The sequence below is a fragment of the Massilia sp. Masssp94 genome, assembly GCF_059491305.1.
The window spans coordinates 6,383,231-6,398,958 of record NZ_CP168501.1; the positions used below are offsets into that span (position 1 = coordinate 6,383,231).

A 15,728-nucleotide genomic window follows, 5' to 3' on the forward strand; every position below is an offset into this window, starting at 1 on the left:
TGATATTTATGGTCGCCGTACGGCGCGGTGACAATAAAGGCATATACAAGAGGATACAGATAATGACAAGAATTGAGACGAAGATCGTGAGCAAACCGATCAAGATGACGGCGCTGGCGGTAGCCGCGGCGCAGTTCGCGCTGTTGTGCGGCAACGCTGCGCAAGCGCAGACGACGGCATCGACGTCCGCAGAGGATTCGAAGGATGGTACAACCACCGTCGTGGTGACCGGCCAGCGCAAGCAGTTGGAAACCGCGACGGCGATCAAGCGCGACGCCGAGCAGATCGTCGATGCCGTCGTGGCCGACGAGGCCGGCAAGCTGCCGGACAAATCGATCACCGAAGTGCTGCAGCGGGTCGTGGGCGTCACGATGGACCGTAACCAGTCGCGCACGGGTGCTTCCCTTGCCGCGAATGGCCTGGAATTCAACGTGGAAGGCTCGGGCGTCCAGATTCGCGGCCTTTCCTGGGGTTCTTCCACCCTGAATGGCCGCGAATCATTCTCGGCCGGCTGGCCCGGACGTGAATTGAGCTGGGGCGACGTGCCGCCGGAACTGATGGCGGGCGTCGAGGTCTACAAGAATCCCTCCGCCGACCTGATCGAAGGCGGCGTCAGCGGCCAGATCAACCTGCGCACGCGGTTGCCGTTCGATGCCCCTGGCCAGTATGGTGCGCTGAGCGCGTCGGGCAATTACGCCGAAATGGGCAAGTCCAAGACGCCGAGCTTCTCCGGCCTGTACTCGAACCGCTGGAAAACCTCGATGGGTGAATTTGGCGCGCTGGTGGATTTGTCCACCACCCGATCCAAAGGCAACTACGACAGCATCAACCAGAACAACTACTTCCCGCGGAACGATATCGTCAAGGACCAGACGGTATGGGTGCCGGGCGGCGTGAGCTGGGGCCGCAACGAGGAGGATACGAAGCGCGTGGGCTTCTATGGGGCGTTACAGTGGAAGAACGCCAACGTGGAAACGTCGCTGACGTATTTCGATTCCGGTTTCCATCAGCTGAACAATAACATCAACACCTTCATGGGGCCTGCCGATCCCTACAAGGCCGTTTATACCGACTCCAAATTCGACGGCAGAGGCGTGTTCCAGTCGGGCACGATCAACTATCCGTTCGGCCTGGGCTTGAACCAGTTCGTGGATGGCGGCATCGCCATGGGCACTACCCGCAATTTCAGCAATGTGCATGGACGCACGCGCGAGCTGGCCTGGAACCTCAAGTGGCGGCTCAATGAGAGCTGGTCGTTCCAGAACGACCTGCAGTGGGTGCATGCCACCAACTCCGCCAGTTACGGCATGCTGAACCTCGGCAGCTATTTGCCGAGCGAAACCGTCGACGTCTCCGGCAAGACGCCTGTGTTCCAGTTCGACGACAAGACGACCGCATTCCTGGCCGATCCCAAGAACTACTTCTGGGGCATTTCGCAGCCGGAGGTCAACAGGGCCAAGGCGGACCTGTATGCGTGGAAAGCGGATGCCAAATACAGTTTCGACCACCCGGTGCTGCGCGACTTCCGCTTTGGCGTACGGGCGACGGAACGTTCTTCGCGCAAAGACAAGAATGCCGGAACGGGTTGGAAATCGTATAGTGAGGAATGGGGCGTGGCGCAGACCACGGTACCGGGGCAACTGCCGAAGTTGCAGAGCTGGGACTGGCAGCGCCCTAACTTCGGTTACTTGAGCGACCCGAAATACGCGGCCCTGGGCAGCGTCGAGGGCTACGCGTTCGCCAACTTCTTCAATGGCAGGATTTCCGCACCGCCGACGTTCGTGGTGCCCACCGTGGCGATGGTCAAGGATCCGGCCGCGTACCAGAACTTGTTGCTCGCTCTGAAATATAACTGCGAGGATGCCAACAAGTACAAGGGCGGCAACACCGATTGCACGACGTACGCCAAGGATTGGAAGCCGGCGGGCTACGACAACGATCCGCAGCACGTCAGCAAGCACAACGAAGGCACCCAGAGCGTGTACGGCAACCTGCGCTTCGGCTTCGATGACTGGAAATATCCGGTGGAGGGTGTGGCGGGCGTACGCGTGGTCAGGACCAAGACGGTGGCGCATGGCTACACGGTCTTCCAGCCGAAATACAGCGTGAATGACAATCCGAACATTCCCCGCTTCGGCGAGATCAATACGCCGCTCGATCTCACGTCCAGCCATGTCGACGTGATTCCGAGCCTGAACCTGAAGGCGCGCCTGACGGACAAGCTGCAGTCGCGGATCGCGCTGTCCCGCGGCATTTACCGTCCTGGCTTCGATCAGTTGCAGGAGTACATTACCCTGAGCCAGAAGGTGGTCACCGACCCCAACAACAACAAGGCGATCACCAACATCGAATATACCGGCAGTAACTCCGGCAACGTGAAACTGAAGCCGCTCAAGGCGAACAATTTCGACGTGACGCTGGAATGGTATCCGCATCCGGGACAATCCCTGACCTCTGCGTTCTTCTACAAGCAGGTCAAGGACATCGTCATGCAGGAATCCTATACCAGGACCTTCAAGGATCTGGCCGGCACGGATCAGGAGTTCACGGTCACCGGACCGGCCAATGCGGCCAAGGCCTGGGTGAAGGGTATCGAGCTGGCGGGCAGCACCTACTTCGATCACCTGGGCAGCTTGAGCGAGAAACTGCCTGACTGGGTGAAGGGTTTCGGCGTGTCCTCGAACTTCACGTACATCGACAGCAAGCAGCAGCTGTATCACCCGAACCCGGCGAATTTCTGCCCGTCCGGCTCGCTGGTCGGTGCCGCGGCGCTGTATGGTTGCGACACGAACGGTATCCCGTACAAGGATCTGCCGGTGCCGTACCTGTCGAAGCGCGCCTTCAACTTCACGTTCATGTACGACCACGGCCCGCTGTCGGCGCGCCTGGCGTATTCCTGGCGTGACCGTACCCTGCAGGCGACCGGTGTTTATGGCACCAGCGGCAGCAATGGTACCAGCGCGGATCCGCAGCGCGTCGACGCCAACGGCAACGCGCCGCATGATGCGGGCTACGGGCTTCCGGTCTGGCAGATGCCTGTGGGTCAGTGGGACGGCGGCATCAACTACCGCTTCAGCGACCACATTTCGGCCAGCTTCAACGTCAGCAACCTGACGCGTACCGTGACGCGGCAGGTCTACCAGCAGACCCCTGGCGACATGGGACGAGCCTGGTATGATCCGGGCCGCAGCTTCCGGATGTCGGCGAACTACGTGTTCTGACCTGTAACGCCGTGCCGCACGCCATTCCTGGCGTGACGGCAATCACGGCCCCGGAACACGGGGCCGTGAACGAGATGGCCCCCTTTACCCTACGAGCGCAGGCTGTGCTGGGTGAAGGCGCCACCGATTTTGGCTGTGTTCGCCACGTCCGGCATGACGCTTGTGGGGAGTGGGCCTGGTTGCCACGACAGGCCGGCGCCTTGAAAATTGTCGCAAATGCTCGTCCTGCGGCGGTAAGTAAACGCCGTGCATTTTTATGCCGCTTTTACGTGCGATCGCTTACCATCCACGCATGCAGAGTTCCGGATCGACGACATCATCCTCCACGGCCGCCGCGCGCGGCGTGCTGGCCGTGCTGCGCGCCGACAGCGGCGACGAGCGTACCGTCGCCGCGGCCGCACGTCTCGCCGCGGCGGACGGTGCGCCGTGGCACGCCATCCTCGTCGAGAACGCCGGGACGCGCAGGCAGGGCGAAGCCGCGCGCCTGCGCACGCTCGAACTCCTGCGCCAGGCGCAGGCCCGGGGCGCCGTCACCGCCGTGCTGGACGGACCGGACGCGGCCGCCGTCGCCGCCAGCTACGCGCGCCGTCACGGCTGCGCGACGGCCGTGACGGCGCGCGGGCGCGCGGCCGCCGCGTGGCGCGCACCTTTTCTGCGCCGGCTCGCACAGGCGGCGCCGGAACTCGATCTCGTCGAAGTCGCGGCGCCCGCGCCCGCTCCGCCTCGCGCGGAGCCGCTGCACGGCTCCCACGCCGCGGGCAAGCCGGCGCCGCGCCGCTATCTCGCTGCGATCGCGGCCAGCCTGGGCACGGCCATCGTCGCGCTGCCGCTGCTGCCGTTGCTGGACGTCGCCAACGTCGCCATGCTGTTCCTGCTGACGGTGGTGCTCGTCGCGATCCGCCTCGGCCGCGGCCCCGCGATCCTCGCGACCCTGGTCGGCTTTTGCGCGCTCGTCGCCGCCGCGCCGCGCCGCCAGTACGACGTCAGCGAATTCAAGTACGCCGTCGCGCTGGCCGTGATGCTGGCCGTCGGCTGGATCACGGCGCGGCTGACGTCGGACCTGCGCGAGCAGGCGGAAAGCGCGACCGGGCGCGAAGCCCGCACCCGCGCGCTGTACGAATTCGCGCGGGCGCTGTCCGTCGCGCTGCAGACGGAGCAAGTCTTCGAGATCACCCGCCGCTTCCTCGCGCGCACCTTCGATGCCCGCGCCGCGATCCTGTTGCCGGACGATACGGGACGCCTGCGCTGGCCGGTCGCGGATCCGGCCAGCGCAGAACGCGCGCCGCTACTCAGCGTGCTGGACATGGCCGCGGCGCAGTGGGCGTTCGACCATGCCGCGCCGGCCGGCGCCGGGACGCCCACGCTGCCCAGCAATCCTTACCTGTACCTGCCGCTGCTGGCGCCGATGCGCTCGCGCGGCGTGCTCGCGGTGCGCGTGCGGGACGTCGCCGCGCTGCTCGTGCCGGAACGGCGCGAACTGCTGGACGCCTTCGCGGCCCTGGCCGCCATCGCGCTCGAGCGCGTGCACTACGTGGACGTGGCCCAGGACGCCGTCGTGCGCATGGAGGGCGAGCGCCTGCGCAACTCGCTGCTGGCGGCGCTGTCGCACGATCTGCGTACGCCGCTCACGAGCCTCGTCGGCCTGTCCGAATCGCTGACCTTGTCGCGTCCGACGCTGGCCGCCGCGCAGATGGAGCTGGCGAACGCATTGCGCGACGAGGCCCGGCGCATGAGTACCCTCGTCGCCAACCTGCTCGACATGGCGCGCATCCAGAGCGGCGGCGTGAAGCTCAACCTGGAATGGCAACTGGTCGAGGAGACGATCGGCAGCGCGCTGCGGGCCTGCCGCTGGCAGCTGGGCGGACGATCGGTCGACACGCAGATCCCGCGCGGCCTGCCGCTCGTGCGCTTCGACGCGGCGCTGCTCGAGCGCGTGCTGTGCAACCTGCTGGAAAACGCCGGCAAGTACACGCCGCCGGACGCCCATGTGACGATCGCGGCGCGCGCGGAAGAGGGCATGCTGGTCGTCGCCGTGGGCGACGACGGTCCGGGCCTGCCGGCGGGCCGCGCGGACGCGCTGTTCGAGAAATTCGTGCGCGGCAGGCAGGAATCGTCGATTGCCGGCGTCGGCCTGGGCCTGGCGATCTGCCGCGCCATCGTCGAGGCCCACGGCGGCCGCATGCGCGCGTTCAACCTGCCGGACGCCGGCGCTTGCTTCGAATTGCGCCTGCCCCTGGGCGAGCCGCCGCCGCTGCCGGACCCCGAACACCATCACCACTTCACCGACCAGCATGAGCATTGAATCCGCCGCACCCGTCGCCCTCATCGTCGAGGACGAACCGCAGATCCGCCGGTTCGTCCGCATGGCCCTCGAAGGCGAGGGCTGGCAGGTGCACCAGTCCGAGACGCTGAAGCGCGGCCGGATCGATGCCGGCAGCCGCACGCCCGACCTCATCATCCTCGACCTGGGCCTGCCCGACGGCGACGGCATGCAACTGATCCGCGACGTGCGCACCTGGAGCCCCATGCCGATCATCGTGCTGTCCGCGCGCATCGACGAGGCGGACAAGATCGCGGCGCTGGATGCCGGCGCGGACGACTACCTGACGAAGCCCTTCGGCATCGGCGAACTGCTCGCACGCGTGCGCGCCGCGCTGCGCCGCCAGCACAAGGCGGGCGGCGACGCCTCCGCACGCATCGTATTCGGCCGGGTCGAGGTGGACCTGAACAAGCGTACGGTCCTGCGCGACGGCCAGCCCGTGCACCTGACGCCGACCGAGTACAAGCTGCTGTCCGTGCTGATCGCGAACCTGGGCCGCGTCGTCACGGCGCCGCAGCTCCTGCGCGAGGTGTGGGGGCCGTCGAACGCGGACAATGGACATTACGTGCGCATCTACATGGGACATCTGCGCCAGAAGCTGGAAGACGATCCGGCGCAGCCGCGGCACCTGTTGACCGAAACCGCCGTCGGCTACAGATTGCAATCTTGACACTGAAATTGTGTAAAAGAAAACATGCACACGTGAAATTTGTTCATTATTATGGTTATAATGGAAAACCGTATCACCCGTTAATAACCAAACATTTAATTCGAACCAGCACACATGAAAAAGACACTTGCAGCCCTGGCGGCAACCGCCGCATTCCTCCCGTTCGCATCCGCGCAAGCGAGCACGCTCAGCTATTCCGACAGTATCGCCCTGGCCACGACCAACTGGTCGAACACCTTGTCGTTTTCGAAATTCGACACCAGCCTCGGTAACCTGACCTCGATCCGCTTCGACCTGTCCGGCGTCGTGCAGGGCAACGGCAATGCGGAAAGCCTGGATGCGACGGCCTCCACCGTGACCCTCTCGCTGGGTTCGCTGCTGGGCCTGACCCGTCCGGACAACAGCACGCTGGTCGTGACGAATCCGGTGTTCAGCCAGACCTTCAATTTCAGCGCGTTCGACGGCAGCATCAACTTCGACGGCACGTCGGGCGGCTCGACCGGTTCCGTATCGGCGTCGGGCGCGAACTTCTTCGTCAGCAGCAGCGCGAGCGATTTCGCCCTGTTCTCGGCGCTGGGCGGCGGCACGATCAACCTGGGCCTGAACGCCGTCGGCGCGTCGAGCGGCAACGGTTCGGGCAACCTGATCACGCAATTCAGCACGGCCGCATCGGGCGTCGCGAAGGTCACCTACACGTACACCGCGCCGTCGACGGACCTGCCGGAACCGGCCAGCCTGGCGCTGATCTGCGGCGGCCTGGGCCTGCTGGGCGCCGCGCGCCGCCGCAAGCACAAGGCGTAAGCGCCGCTCAGGGCGCTGCAAGCCGCAGCGAAGGCTCGTCCTTCAGCGCGAGCGGCATCGCCCTGGCCCAGCGGTTGACGGACAAGGCGAACGTCAATGCCCGCACCTGGTGATACCAGCCGGCGGGCACGTACAGCATCTCCCCGGGCTCGACGATGCATTCGACCGGCGCCGCCCGGCGCGCGAGCGGATACGCATCGAAATCGGGACGCTCCGGATCGAACGGGGACCCGAACAGCACCGGATTCGCTTCGCGCACGTACAGGAACTCGTCATGGTGGGGCGGAACGAGGAAGATCCTTTTCGTGCCCCAGATCTGCGCGAAGATATTGTCGTCGTAGTCGCAATGCAGCGGCGTCACCGTGCCGGCGGGACCGAGCCAGAAGCGGGGCGGTCCCATCTTGCCGAAGTAGCCGGGCCAGTGGCACATCGCATTCAATGCATTGATCTCCAGGTTGCCGACATACGGCGGCAAGCCGTCCTGCCAGTCCGCGACGAGATCCAGGTACTCGCCCATCGCCAGGTCCCGCATCGCGCGGTCCGGCGCGAACGCCGTGCCGATGTAGTCGCCCACGCGGGCGCGCACGGGCACGTCGCCGAACCTTGCGCGCAATGCCGCCGGCGTGAAGGCGCACAGCGGCCAGCGGCCGACGAGGCCCGTGATCATGAACGGCAGGCCGCGTTCGGCCTGCGCGACGAAGGCCGCGCGATCGAGCGTCCTGAAACGGGGGACGGCGGTCAGGGGCGGGAGTTTGCGTGATGCGTCACGGATGGCGTCGCGCATGGCGGCGATCGACGTCACGCCGCGCACGCGGGCATTCTTGTCGGGATCAGGAATCAACGGCTGGTTCTCTTCAGGTGGCGTACCATGGAAGTATACAGTCGTGTTCACACCAGGAGGGAATATGGAAAACCGGATGGACGATGGCGGCAAGCTGGTCCTGCGTGCCGTGCTGGCCGTGTTGATCCTGTTTCACGGCGTGTCGAAGCTGATCGGCGGCGTCGGCTTCATCAGCGGCATGCTGGTCAAGGCGGGCCTGCCGGGCGCCCTGGGCTACCTCGTGTACATCGGCGAAGTGATCGCGCCGCTGCTGATCCTGTTCGGCGTGTTCACGCGCGCCGCGGCGCTCGTCGTGGTCGTGAACATGATCGTCGCGCTGCTGCTGGTCCACACGAGCCAGTTCTTCACCCTGAACGACACCGGCGGCTGGGCGCTCGAACTGCAGGGGATGTATCTCGGCGCCGCCGTCGCCATCGCCCTGCTGGGTGCGGGGCGCTACAGCGTCGGCGGCCTGGCGGGCCGCTTCAATTGACGGCCACGCGCTCCTTCACGATGCCGCGGTAGACGAGGAAGGTCGCGAACAGGCTGATCGCGGCGGCACCCGCCATCCACCAGCCGGGTGCGGCCTTGTCGCCCGTGGCGTCGATCAGCCACGTCGAGAACAGCGGCGTCATGCCGCCGAACAGCGCGGTCGCGAGGCTGTACGCCAGCGAGAACCCGGTCGTGCGTACCTGCAGCGGGATGATTTCCGTGAGGGCGACGATGGTGGCGCCGTTATAGCTGCCGTACAGGAACGACAGCCACAGCTCGATCATCACCATGTTGCCGAAGCTGGGATGCGCGATCAGCCACGACAGCGCGGGATACGCCGTGACGGCGGCCAGCGCCGAACAGACGGCCATCACGGGCCAGCGGCCGATGCGGTCAGACAGGGCGCCCATCACGGGCAGCCAGATGAAGTTCGATACGCCGACGCACAGCGTCACGAGCAGGCTTTCCTCGGTGGAGAGTTTCAGCACGCTCTTGCCGAACGTGGGCGTGTACACGGTGATCAGGTAGAACGCGACGGTCGTCATCACGACCAGCATGGCGCCGGCCGTCACGATGGGCCAGTTCAGCGTCAGCGTGCGCATCACCTGCGGGAACGTCGGGTGCGATTTCTGCGCGAGATACGCCTGCGTCTCCTGCAGCGAGCGGCGGATGTAGAACACGACGGGGATGATCGAGCAGCCGATGAAGAACGGGATGCGCCAGCCCCAGTCGGCGATGACGTCCTTCGGCATCGCGTGGTTCAGGCCATAGCCCAGTGCGGCGGAAAACACGACGGCCACCTGCTGGCTGGCCGACTGCCAGCTCACGTAATAGCCCTTGTTGCCTGGCGTCGCCATCTCGGACAGGTAGACCGACACGCCGCCCAGTTCCACGCCCGCCGAAAAGCCCTGCAGCAGGCGGCCGGCCAGCACGAGCAGCGGCGCCATGAGGCCGATGGTCGCGTAGCCGGGCACGAACGCGATCAGCGCGGTGCCCGATGCCATGATGCCGAGCGTGAGCACGAGACCCTTGCGGCGGCCGATGCGGTCGACGTAGCTGCCCAGGAAGATGGCGCCCAGCGGGCGCATGAAGAAGCCGGCGCCGAACGTGGCGAACGTCATCATCAGCGCGGCGTACTCGCTGGTCGCCGGGAAGAACGCGGCCGCGATCTGGTTCGCGTAGAAGCCGAACAGGAAGAAATCGTACATCTCGATGAAATTCCCGCTCGTGACGCGGATGACGGCGCCGAGCTTCGATGGCCCGCGCGCGGGTGCTGCTGTCGCGGCGCGAGGCGCGACGGTCGATTGACTGGTCATGATGTGTCTCCGGAGTGGGTTCAGTGCGGGGCCGCGGCGGGTTCGAGTCCGGTGGCCTCGATGGCGGGCGCGCTCGCGGGCGCCGCGAGGAAGCGGAGCAGGGCGCGGCCCGCGTCCGCATGGGGAGCGCCGCGCACGATGGCGCCGGCGAACTGCGTCTTCAGCTGGACTTCGGCCGGCAGCACGCCGACGATGTCGATGCCCTGCACGGGTTTCAGTTCGCTCCTTTGCTGGCAGCCGAAATCCGCCTCGCCGTGCGCGATGATCTCGCCCACCGGCGTGGCCGGGATCTGCGCGGCCTTGCCCTGCATCTGCTGCTGGATGCCCAGTTTGTCCAGCAGTTCGCGTTTGATGTATTCGCCGCTCGCGCTGTCCGAATACGCCACCTTCGACGCATGCAGGAAAGCCTGACGCAGGCCGTCGACGGTGCCGATGTCGGGCTTCGGTACGCCATGGCGCACGGCGCACGCGATCGGGGAATCGGCGAGGACGACCTTGCTGCCCGGTTCGAGCTTCCCTTCGGTCATCAGCTTGTCCAGTGCGTCGCCGACCATGATGACGACGTCGACATGTTCGCCGCGGGCGAGGCGCGCGGGAATCGCGTTCTTCGTCGCGCCCATCGACGGGCCCCACCCGGACACGAGCGTGTCGCCGCTCGCGCGCTCGTACGGCACGGACAAGTCCTTGTAGGCCTGGGCGAAACCGCCCGAGCTGACGACGTGCACGTCGGTGGCGTGGGCGACGCCGGCGGTGGCGAAGGCGAGGGCGGCGAGGGTGGTCTTGATGTGCATAAGGGTCTCCTTGTCAGAATTTCTGCATGAGGCCGAGCGTGACGCCCGTGCCGTGGCGGTCCCTGGACGCGGCATCGCCGCGCCAGGCCGTGTAGTCGGCTTCCATATAGGCCGTGGTGCGCGGCGCGAGCGTCTTTTCGACGAACAGGAAGCCGCGGTCGAAGCCGTCGTCGACGTAGCCGGTGGCCTCGCGCCGCACGCTGTACCAGGCCGTCGTGACGAGCAGGTCGCGGGCCAGCGGGCGGCTCACGCCGGCGGACAGCACGCGCTGGGCGACGCGTTTGGCCGGTCCCGTGTCCGCGTCGTTGCGCGCCGCGTTGGCCTTCAGTTGCCAGGCGCCGAGCCGCACGGCGGCGCCGACGCTCCACGCATCGAGCGGCAGGCCGTCGCGGCTGCGGAACTGCATCGTCGCGCCGGAGACGACCCAGTCCGGGCGCTGGTACGCGAGCGCGACACCATGGCTGCCCGACGCGCCCGCGTCGCCGGCCACTTCGCCGGCCGAATACGCGGCGCGCGCCTGCCACGGTCCCACGGTCGCCGTGTACTTGACCGTGTTGTCCAGGCGGTAGAAGTTGTCCGCGTAGCCGCTCGGACCATACTGGCGCCCGAAGGCATGCGTGCCGAACGCCGTGTTCGAGAGGCCCGCCACGTTGATGTTCGGGTTGAACGACGCGTCGCGCTTGCCGAGCGGGTCGACGGGGAGCAGGGCGTCGGAGATCAGGTTGGCCTGGCGTCCGACGGCGAGCTGGCCGTAGGGGGAATCGAGGCCGGCCCAAGCCTGGCGGTCGAACAGGCGGTCGCTCTTGGCCTGCGTGCCGGTGTCGGCGTTCATGCCGCCTTCGAGCCGGAACACGGCCTTCCAGCCGCCGCCCAGGTCTTCCTGGCCGCGGATGCCCCAGCGGCTTGTTTGGTTCACGCCGCTCGCGACGGATGTCGTGCTGCCGGGCAGGCCATCGATGGCGCGCAGGCCGACATCGACGATGCCATACAGGTTGACGCCCGTCTGGGCGCAGCAGGTGCCGGTGGCGGCAAGCAATACGGTGAGGGCGCAGGAATGGCGCACGTTGTCTCCTTTTGATGCCTTCTTGACGAGGCTGTTGTGGGAATGACTGCATCATCCGACAAAAGGAATGATTTGATAATTGCAAATTTCCAGCGTATTCTTGCGTCATGCGCATCAATTACGATCTTCACGACTTGCAGGCATTCGTGGCCGTCGCCGAACGGGCCAGCTTCCGGCAGGCGGCGGCCGACCTGTTCCTGTCCCAGTCGGCGCTGAGCCGGCGCATCGACAAGCTCGAGGACAGCCTCGGTGTGAAGCTGTTCGAACGGACCACGCGCCGCGTGCACCTGACGAACGTCGGCCAGACCTTTCTCGTCAACGTGCGCACGGCGCTGGACGGCCTGGAAGACGCGGTGCTCGGCGTCGCCGACCTGGCGGCCCACCGCACCGGTTCCGTCACGCTCGCGTGCGTGCCGTCCGCCGTGTGGCATTTTTTGCCGGACGTGCTGACGCGCTTCAGCGAACGCTTTCCTCGCATCCGCGTGCGCGTGCACGACGAGAGCGCGCAGGACGTGCTGAACCTCGTGCTGGCGGGAGAGGCGGATTTCGGTATCAACTTCACCGGCGCGGAAAATCCGGAGATCGAGTTCGAGCCGATCTACGTGGAGAGCTACGTGCTGGCGATGCGCCGCGACCATCCGCTCGCGGGCCGCAAGGAACTCGGCTGGAAGGAGACGGTCGACGAGCGCTACATCTCGGTCGCGAAATCGAGCGGCAACCGTACCGTCATCGACGCGGCGCTGGCCGGCGTCGAAAAGCACCCGGTGATCCTGTGCGAAGTGAACCACGTGTCCGGCGTGCTGGCCCTCGTCGAGGCGGGGATGGGCGTGGCCGCGGTGCCCGGCCTGTCCGTGCTGCCGGGGCGGCCGGACACGATCGTCGGCGTGCCGCTCGTGAATCCGGCGATCCACCGGACGCTGGGCCTGATCGCCAAGCGCAACCACGCGATGGCGCCGGCGGCGCGCACGCTGTTCGACATGCTGAGGGAAGCCTTGGTGCGGGCGTCTTAGTGAAGGCGTGGGCGGCGCTGGCTCCACAGCAGCCCCGCCAGCACGAGCGCGCCGCCAGCCGCGTGGTAGCCGTGCAGCCGTTCGCCCAGCAGTCCCCACGCGCCCAGCGCGACCAGCAGCGGCAGCAGATTCATGAAGACGGCGGCGCGTGCGGGCCCGATCCGCTTGATGCCGTTCATCCAGCAGAACGGCGCCCCGATCGACGCGGCGGTGCCGGCGTACAGGACCAGCGGCAGTTTGGCGGCCGTGACCGGCGCAGCGGGCGCACACCACCAGAACGGCGCGAGGCAGAGCACGCCGAAGCCGATCTGCACATAGAGCTGTTCCCACGTCGACAGCGGCAGCGCCCAGCGCTTGAGCAGGACGCCATACACGGCGTTCGACGCGACGGCGACGACCATCAATGCGTCGCCGGGATGCAGTCCGCCGTGGAGCAGCCGGCCCGGCGCGCCCTGCGCCGCGAGGACGATCACGCCGGCCAGCGACAGCAGGGCGCCGCCGATGGTTGCCCGCGTCGGAAGCTCGCGGACGGCCAGCGCGGCCAGCAGCGCGGACATCAGCGGCATCGTGGCGACGATCACGCCCATGTTGATCGCGGTCGTCGTCCGCGCCGCCTCGTACGCCAGGCCCTGGTACGTCGCCATGCCGAGGGCGCCCAGCAGCGCGAGTTTCGGCCAGTGCCGCGCCACGACGGCGCGTTTGCGCCACACCGCGCGCGCGACGAACGGCGTGAGGATCGCGCCGGCGAGCACCCAGCGATAGAAGGCGATGGCGGCCGGTGCGATGGCGGTGGCCGCGGATTTGGTGACGAGCGTGTTGCCGGTCCAGATGCACACGGCCAGCAGGGGAAAGAGTGTGTTCATGCCGCCATCATCGGCGGACCGCGGGCCGTGCGTAAAGTGATATCCTTGCAGGCAACCCGTGCACCGTATGCAGCATTCGCGATGACTCTTCAGACGCTCGACCTCAATCTCCTCGTCGACCTCGACGCCCTGCTGCAGGCGGGCAGCGTGGCGGGCGCGGCACAACGCCTGCACGTGAGCGCGCCGGCGATGAGCCGCCGCCTCGCGCGCCTGCGCGACGCGTTCGGCGACCCGCTGTTCGTGCCGGCCGGGCGCGGCCTCGTGCCGACGTCGCGTGCGCTGGCGCTGCGCGAGGCGGTCGCGCACGCCATCGACCAGGTGCGCGGCGTGCTGCAGCCGCCGCGCGTCGATTTTGCGACCCTGGAACGGACGTTCACGATCCGCGCCAACGACGGGTTCGCCGGCGCGTGGGCCGCACGGCTGGCGGCCGCGATGCGCGCCGAGGCGCCGGGCACCGCGCTGCAGTTCCTGCCGCGTGCGAGCCGGGATCCGGACGCGCTGCGCAGCGGCGAGGTCGACCTCGACATCCTCGTCGTGAAGGGGCCGGAGCCGGGCATCCTCACGGAGCGGCTGTTCATGGCGTCGTTCGTGGGCGTCGTCCGGCGCGGCCACCCCTTGTGCGCCGGGCGCCGCCGCGCCGGAATCACGGCGGAGGCATTCGTCGCGTGGCAGCACATCGCCACATCGCCCGGCCGGCGCTCGTGCGCGGCCGTCGACGCGGCCCTGGCCGAGCGCGGCCTGCGCCGCACCGTCGCCCTCGTCGCGCCGGGCTTCCAGGCCGCGCTGGCGATGGCGCTGGCGTCCGACTTCGTCGCCGTGATGCCGGCGCCGTTCGTGCAATGGGCGATGGCGACGATGCCGTTGCAGACGTTTGCGCTGCCGTTCGCGCTGCCGGCCGTGGACGTGGAACAGTGCTGGCACCAGCGCCAGCATGCGGACCCCGTCCACGCGTGGCTGCGGAGCCACGTCCGGGCCGTGTGCGCGCAGGCGGCAGGCTAGCGCGTTGTTTTGTTTGACACTGATTTTTTGGGGATGTTATAGTCGGACCATGCCCATGGGAACGTTTCCATGGCATGCCGAATACGTATAAAAAAGGCGCCGGCCCCGCCAGGATGCCATAACGGAGACAGCATGTACGGAACCCGCAGGGCGTTGTTGTGCGCCTGGCTGTGCGCGACTACGGTTGCGGCGCATGCCGGTCCACGGGCCGAGGTGATCCACTGGTGGACGTCCGGCGGCGAATCGGCCGCCGTGAAGCAGGTCGAACAGGCCTACCGCGACGCCGGCGGCACGTGGGTCGACACCGCGATCGCGGGCGGCGACCAGTCGCGCGCGGTCACCATCAACCGCATCATCGGCGGCAATCCGCCGACCGCCGCCCAGTTCAACACGTCGAAGCAGTTCCTCGACATCATCGAGGAAGACCTGCTGAATCCCGTCGACGACCTCGCCCGGCGCGACCGCTGGGACCAGGTGCTGCCCGCGCCCATCATCGACGTGATCAAGGTGCGCGGCCACTGGTACGCCGTGCCGATGAACATCCACATGCAGACGTGGATCTGGTACTCCAGGGCCGCATTCGCAAAGGCCGGCATCGCGCGCGAGCCCGCGACGATGGACGAGCTGTTCGCCGCGCTCGACAAGCTGAAGGCCGCGGGCGTGATCCCGCTCGCGCATGGCGGCCAGGCGTGGCAGGACATCCTGCTGTTCTCGATGGTCCTGTCGAACATGGGCGGGCGCGACCTGTATCTGAAGGTCATCCGGGACCGTGACCAGGCGGCGATCCGTTCCGCCGAATTCCGCAAGGTGCTCGTCGCGTACAAGCGCCTGCAGGGCTACGTCGATCCGGCGTCGCCGGGCCGCAACTGGAACGACGCGACGGCGCTCGTCATCGGCGGCAAGGCGGGCATGCAGATCATGGGCGACTGGGCCAAGGGAGAATTCATCGCCGCCGGCCAGGCGCCGGGCCGCCAGTTCGGCTGCCTGCCGGGCCTGGGCGCGGACAGCCCCTACCTGATCCAGGGCGACGTGTTCGTGTTCCCGAAAACGGACGACGCCGGCGCGCTGCGCGCGCAGAAACTGCTCGCGAGCGTGGTCGACAGGCCGGACGTGCAGCTCGCGTTCAACAAGCTGAAAGGCTCGGTGCCCGTGCGCCTGGATGCGGACGACAGCCAGTTCGACGCGTGCGCGCGCAAGGGCATGGCGATCCTGCGCGATCCGAAGCGGCCCGTCGGCGTCGCCGAGGTGTACCTGACGCCGGACCAGAATGGTGCGCTGCAAGATGTGCTGACCGCCTACTGGAATACCAACATGCCCGTCGAACGGGCCCAGAACAGCATCGCGTCGGCGCTGCGCTACTGA

The 15,728-nt window shown here is 67.1% G+C and carries 13 protein-coding genes; 8 read left to right on the forward strand and 5 right to left on the reverse strand.

Annotation, left to right across the window (positions count from 1 at the left end):
* Positions 1-8 precede the first annotated feature (8 nt).
* The 4 genes from ACEN9G_RS28060 (at position 9) to ACEN9G_RS28075 (ending at position 7,012) form a co-directional block, all read left to right on the forward strand.
* A complete protein-coding gene (locus ACEN9G_RS28060) occupies positions 9-3,221 on the forward strand; it encodes a TonB-dependent receptor (RefSeq protein WP_483127334.1) in 3,213 nt (1,070 codons plus the stop codon).
* A 292-nt stretch (positions 3,222-3,513) separates the two neighbouring features.
* Positions 3,514-5,523 carry an ATP-binding protein gene (locus ACEN9G_RS28065; protein ID WP_483127335.1) on the forward strand — a complete coding sequence of 670 codons (2,010 nt, stop codon included), beginning with the start codon at positions 3,514-3,516 and terminating at the stop codon, positions 5,521-5,523.
* Positions 5,513-6,211 (forward strand): two-component system response regulator KdpE, encoded by a 699-nt coding sequence (kdpE, locus tag ACEN9G_RS28070; protein WP_413344145.1) that lies wholly within the window; start codon positions 5,513-5,515, stop codon positions 6,209-6,211. Before ACEN9G_RS28065 ends, kdpE begins: the two co-directional genes overlap by 11 nt.
* Positions 6,212-6,325: 114 nt before the next feature.
* Complete coding sequence (locus tag ACEN9G_RS28075; protein WP_413344147.1) at positions 6,326-7,012, forward strand: choice-of-anchor E domain-containing protein; 687 nt, start codon at positions 6,326-6,328, stop codon at positions 7,010-7,012.
* Positions 7,013-7,019: 7 nt separating this feature from the next.
* Here the strand turns inward: ACEN9G_RS28075 and ACEN9G_RS28080 are convergent, their stop codons facing one another.
* On the reverse strand, positions 7,020-7,796 hold the full coding sequence (locus tag ACEN9G_RS28080) for a cupin-like domain-containing protein (RefSeq protein WP_483127753.1): 777 nt from the start codon (positions 7,794-7,796) through the stop codon (positions 7,020-7,022).
* A 121-nt stretch (positions 7,797-7,917) separates the two neighbouring features.
* On the opposite strand from ACEN9G_RS28080, the gene ACEN9G_RS28085 reads away from it, so the two are divergent.
* Positions 7,918-8,325: a DoxX family protein gene (locus tag ACEN9G_RS28085; protein ID WP_413344149.1), complete on the forward strand. Its 408-nt coding sequence runs from the start codon at positions 7,918-7,920 to the stop codon at positions 8,323-8,325.
* On the opposite strand, the gene ACEN9G_RS28090 is transcribed toward ACEN9G_RS28085, so the two are convergent.
* From ACEN9G_RS28090 to ACEN9G_RS28100, 3 genes are read right to left on the reverse strand one after another with little or no spacing between them, the layout of a single operon-like run.
* Positions 8,318-9,640 carry an MFS transporter gene (locus ACEN9G_RS28090; RefSeq protein ID WP_413344150.1) on the reverse strand — a complete coding sequence of 441 codons (1,323 nt, stop codon included), beginning with the start codon at positions 9,638-9,640 and terminating at the stop codon, positions 8,318-8,320. The genes ACEN9G_RS28085 and ACEN9G_RS28090 overlap by 8 nt on opposite strands.
* Positions 9,641-9,660: 20 nt before the next feature.
* The gene (locus tag ACEN9G_RS28095; RefSeq protein WP_483127336.1) at positions 9,661-10,431 is read right to left on the reverse strand and encodes a substrate-binding domain-containing protein; all 771 of its coding nucleotides are present in this window, start codon (positions 10,429-10,431) and stop codon (positions 9,661-9,663) included.
* Positions 10,432-10,444: 13 nt separating this feature from the next.
* Positions 10,445-11,494 (reverse strand): porin, encoded by a 1,050-nt coding sequence (locus ACEN9G_RS28100; RefSeq protein WP_483127337.1) that lies wholly within the window; start codon positions 11,492-11,494, stop codon positions 10,445-10,447.
* A 107-nt stretch (positions 11,495-11,601) separates the two neighbouring features.
* Between ACEN9G_RS28100 and ACEN9G_RS28105 the strand changes: the two genes are divergently transcribed.
* The gene (locus ACEN9G_RS28105) at positions 11,602-12,504 is read left to right on the forward strand and encodes a LysR family transcriptional regulator (RefSeq protein ID WP_413345537.1); all 903 of its coding nucleotides are present in this window, start codon (positions 11,602-11,604) and stop codon (positions 12,502-12,504) included.
* On the opposite strand, the gene ACEN9G_RS28110 is transcribed toward ACEN9G_RS28105, so the two are convergent.
* On the reverse strand, positions 12,501-13,367 hold the full coding sequence (locus ACEN9G_RS28110) for a DMT family transporter (protein ID WP_483127338.1): 867 nt from the start codon (positions 13,365-13,367) through the stop codon (positions 12,501-12,503). The two genes, ACEN9G_RS28105 and ACEN9G_RS28110, sit on opposite strands and share 4 nt — an antisense overlap.
* 81 nt (positions 13,368-13,448) lie before the next feature.
* On the opposite strand from ACEN9G_RS28110, the gene ACEN9G_RS28115 reads away from it, so the two are divergent.
* A complete protein-coding gene (locus ACEN9G_RS28115; RefSeq protein ID WP_483127339.1) occupies positions 13,449-14,366 on the forward strand; it encodes a LysR family transcriptional regulator in 918 nt (305 codons plus the stop codon).
* A 132-nt stretch (positions 14,367-14,498) separates the two neighbouring features.
* Positions 14,499-15,728: an ABC transporter substrate-binding protein gene (locus ACEN9G_RS28120; protein WP_413345466.1), complete on the forward strand. Its 1,230-nt coding sequence runs from the start codon at positions 14,499-14,501 to the stop codon at positions 15,726-15,728.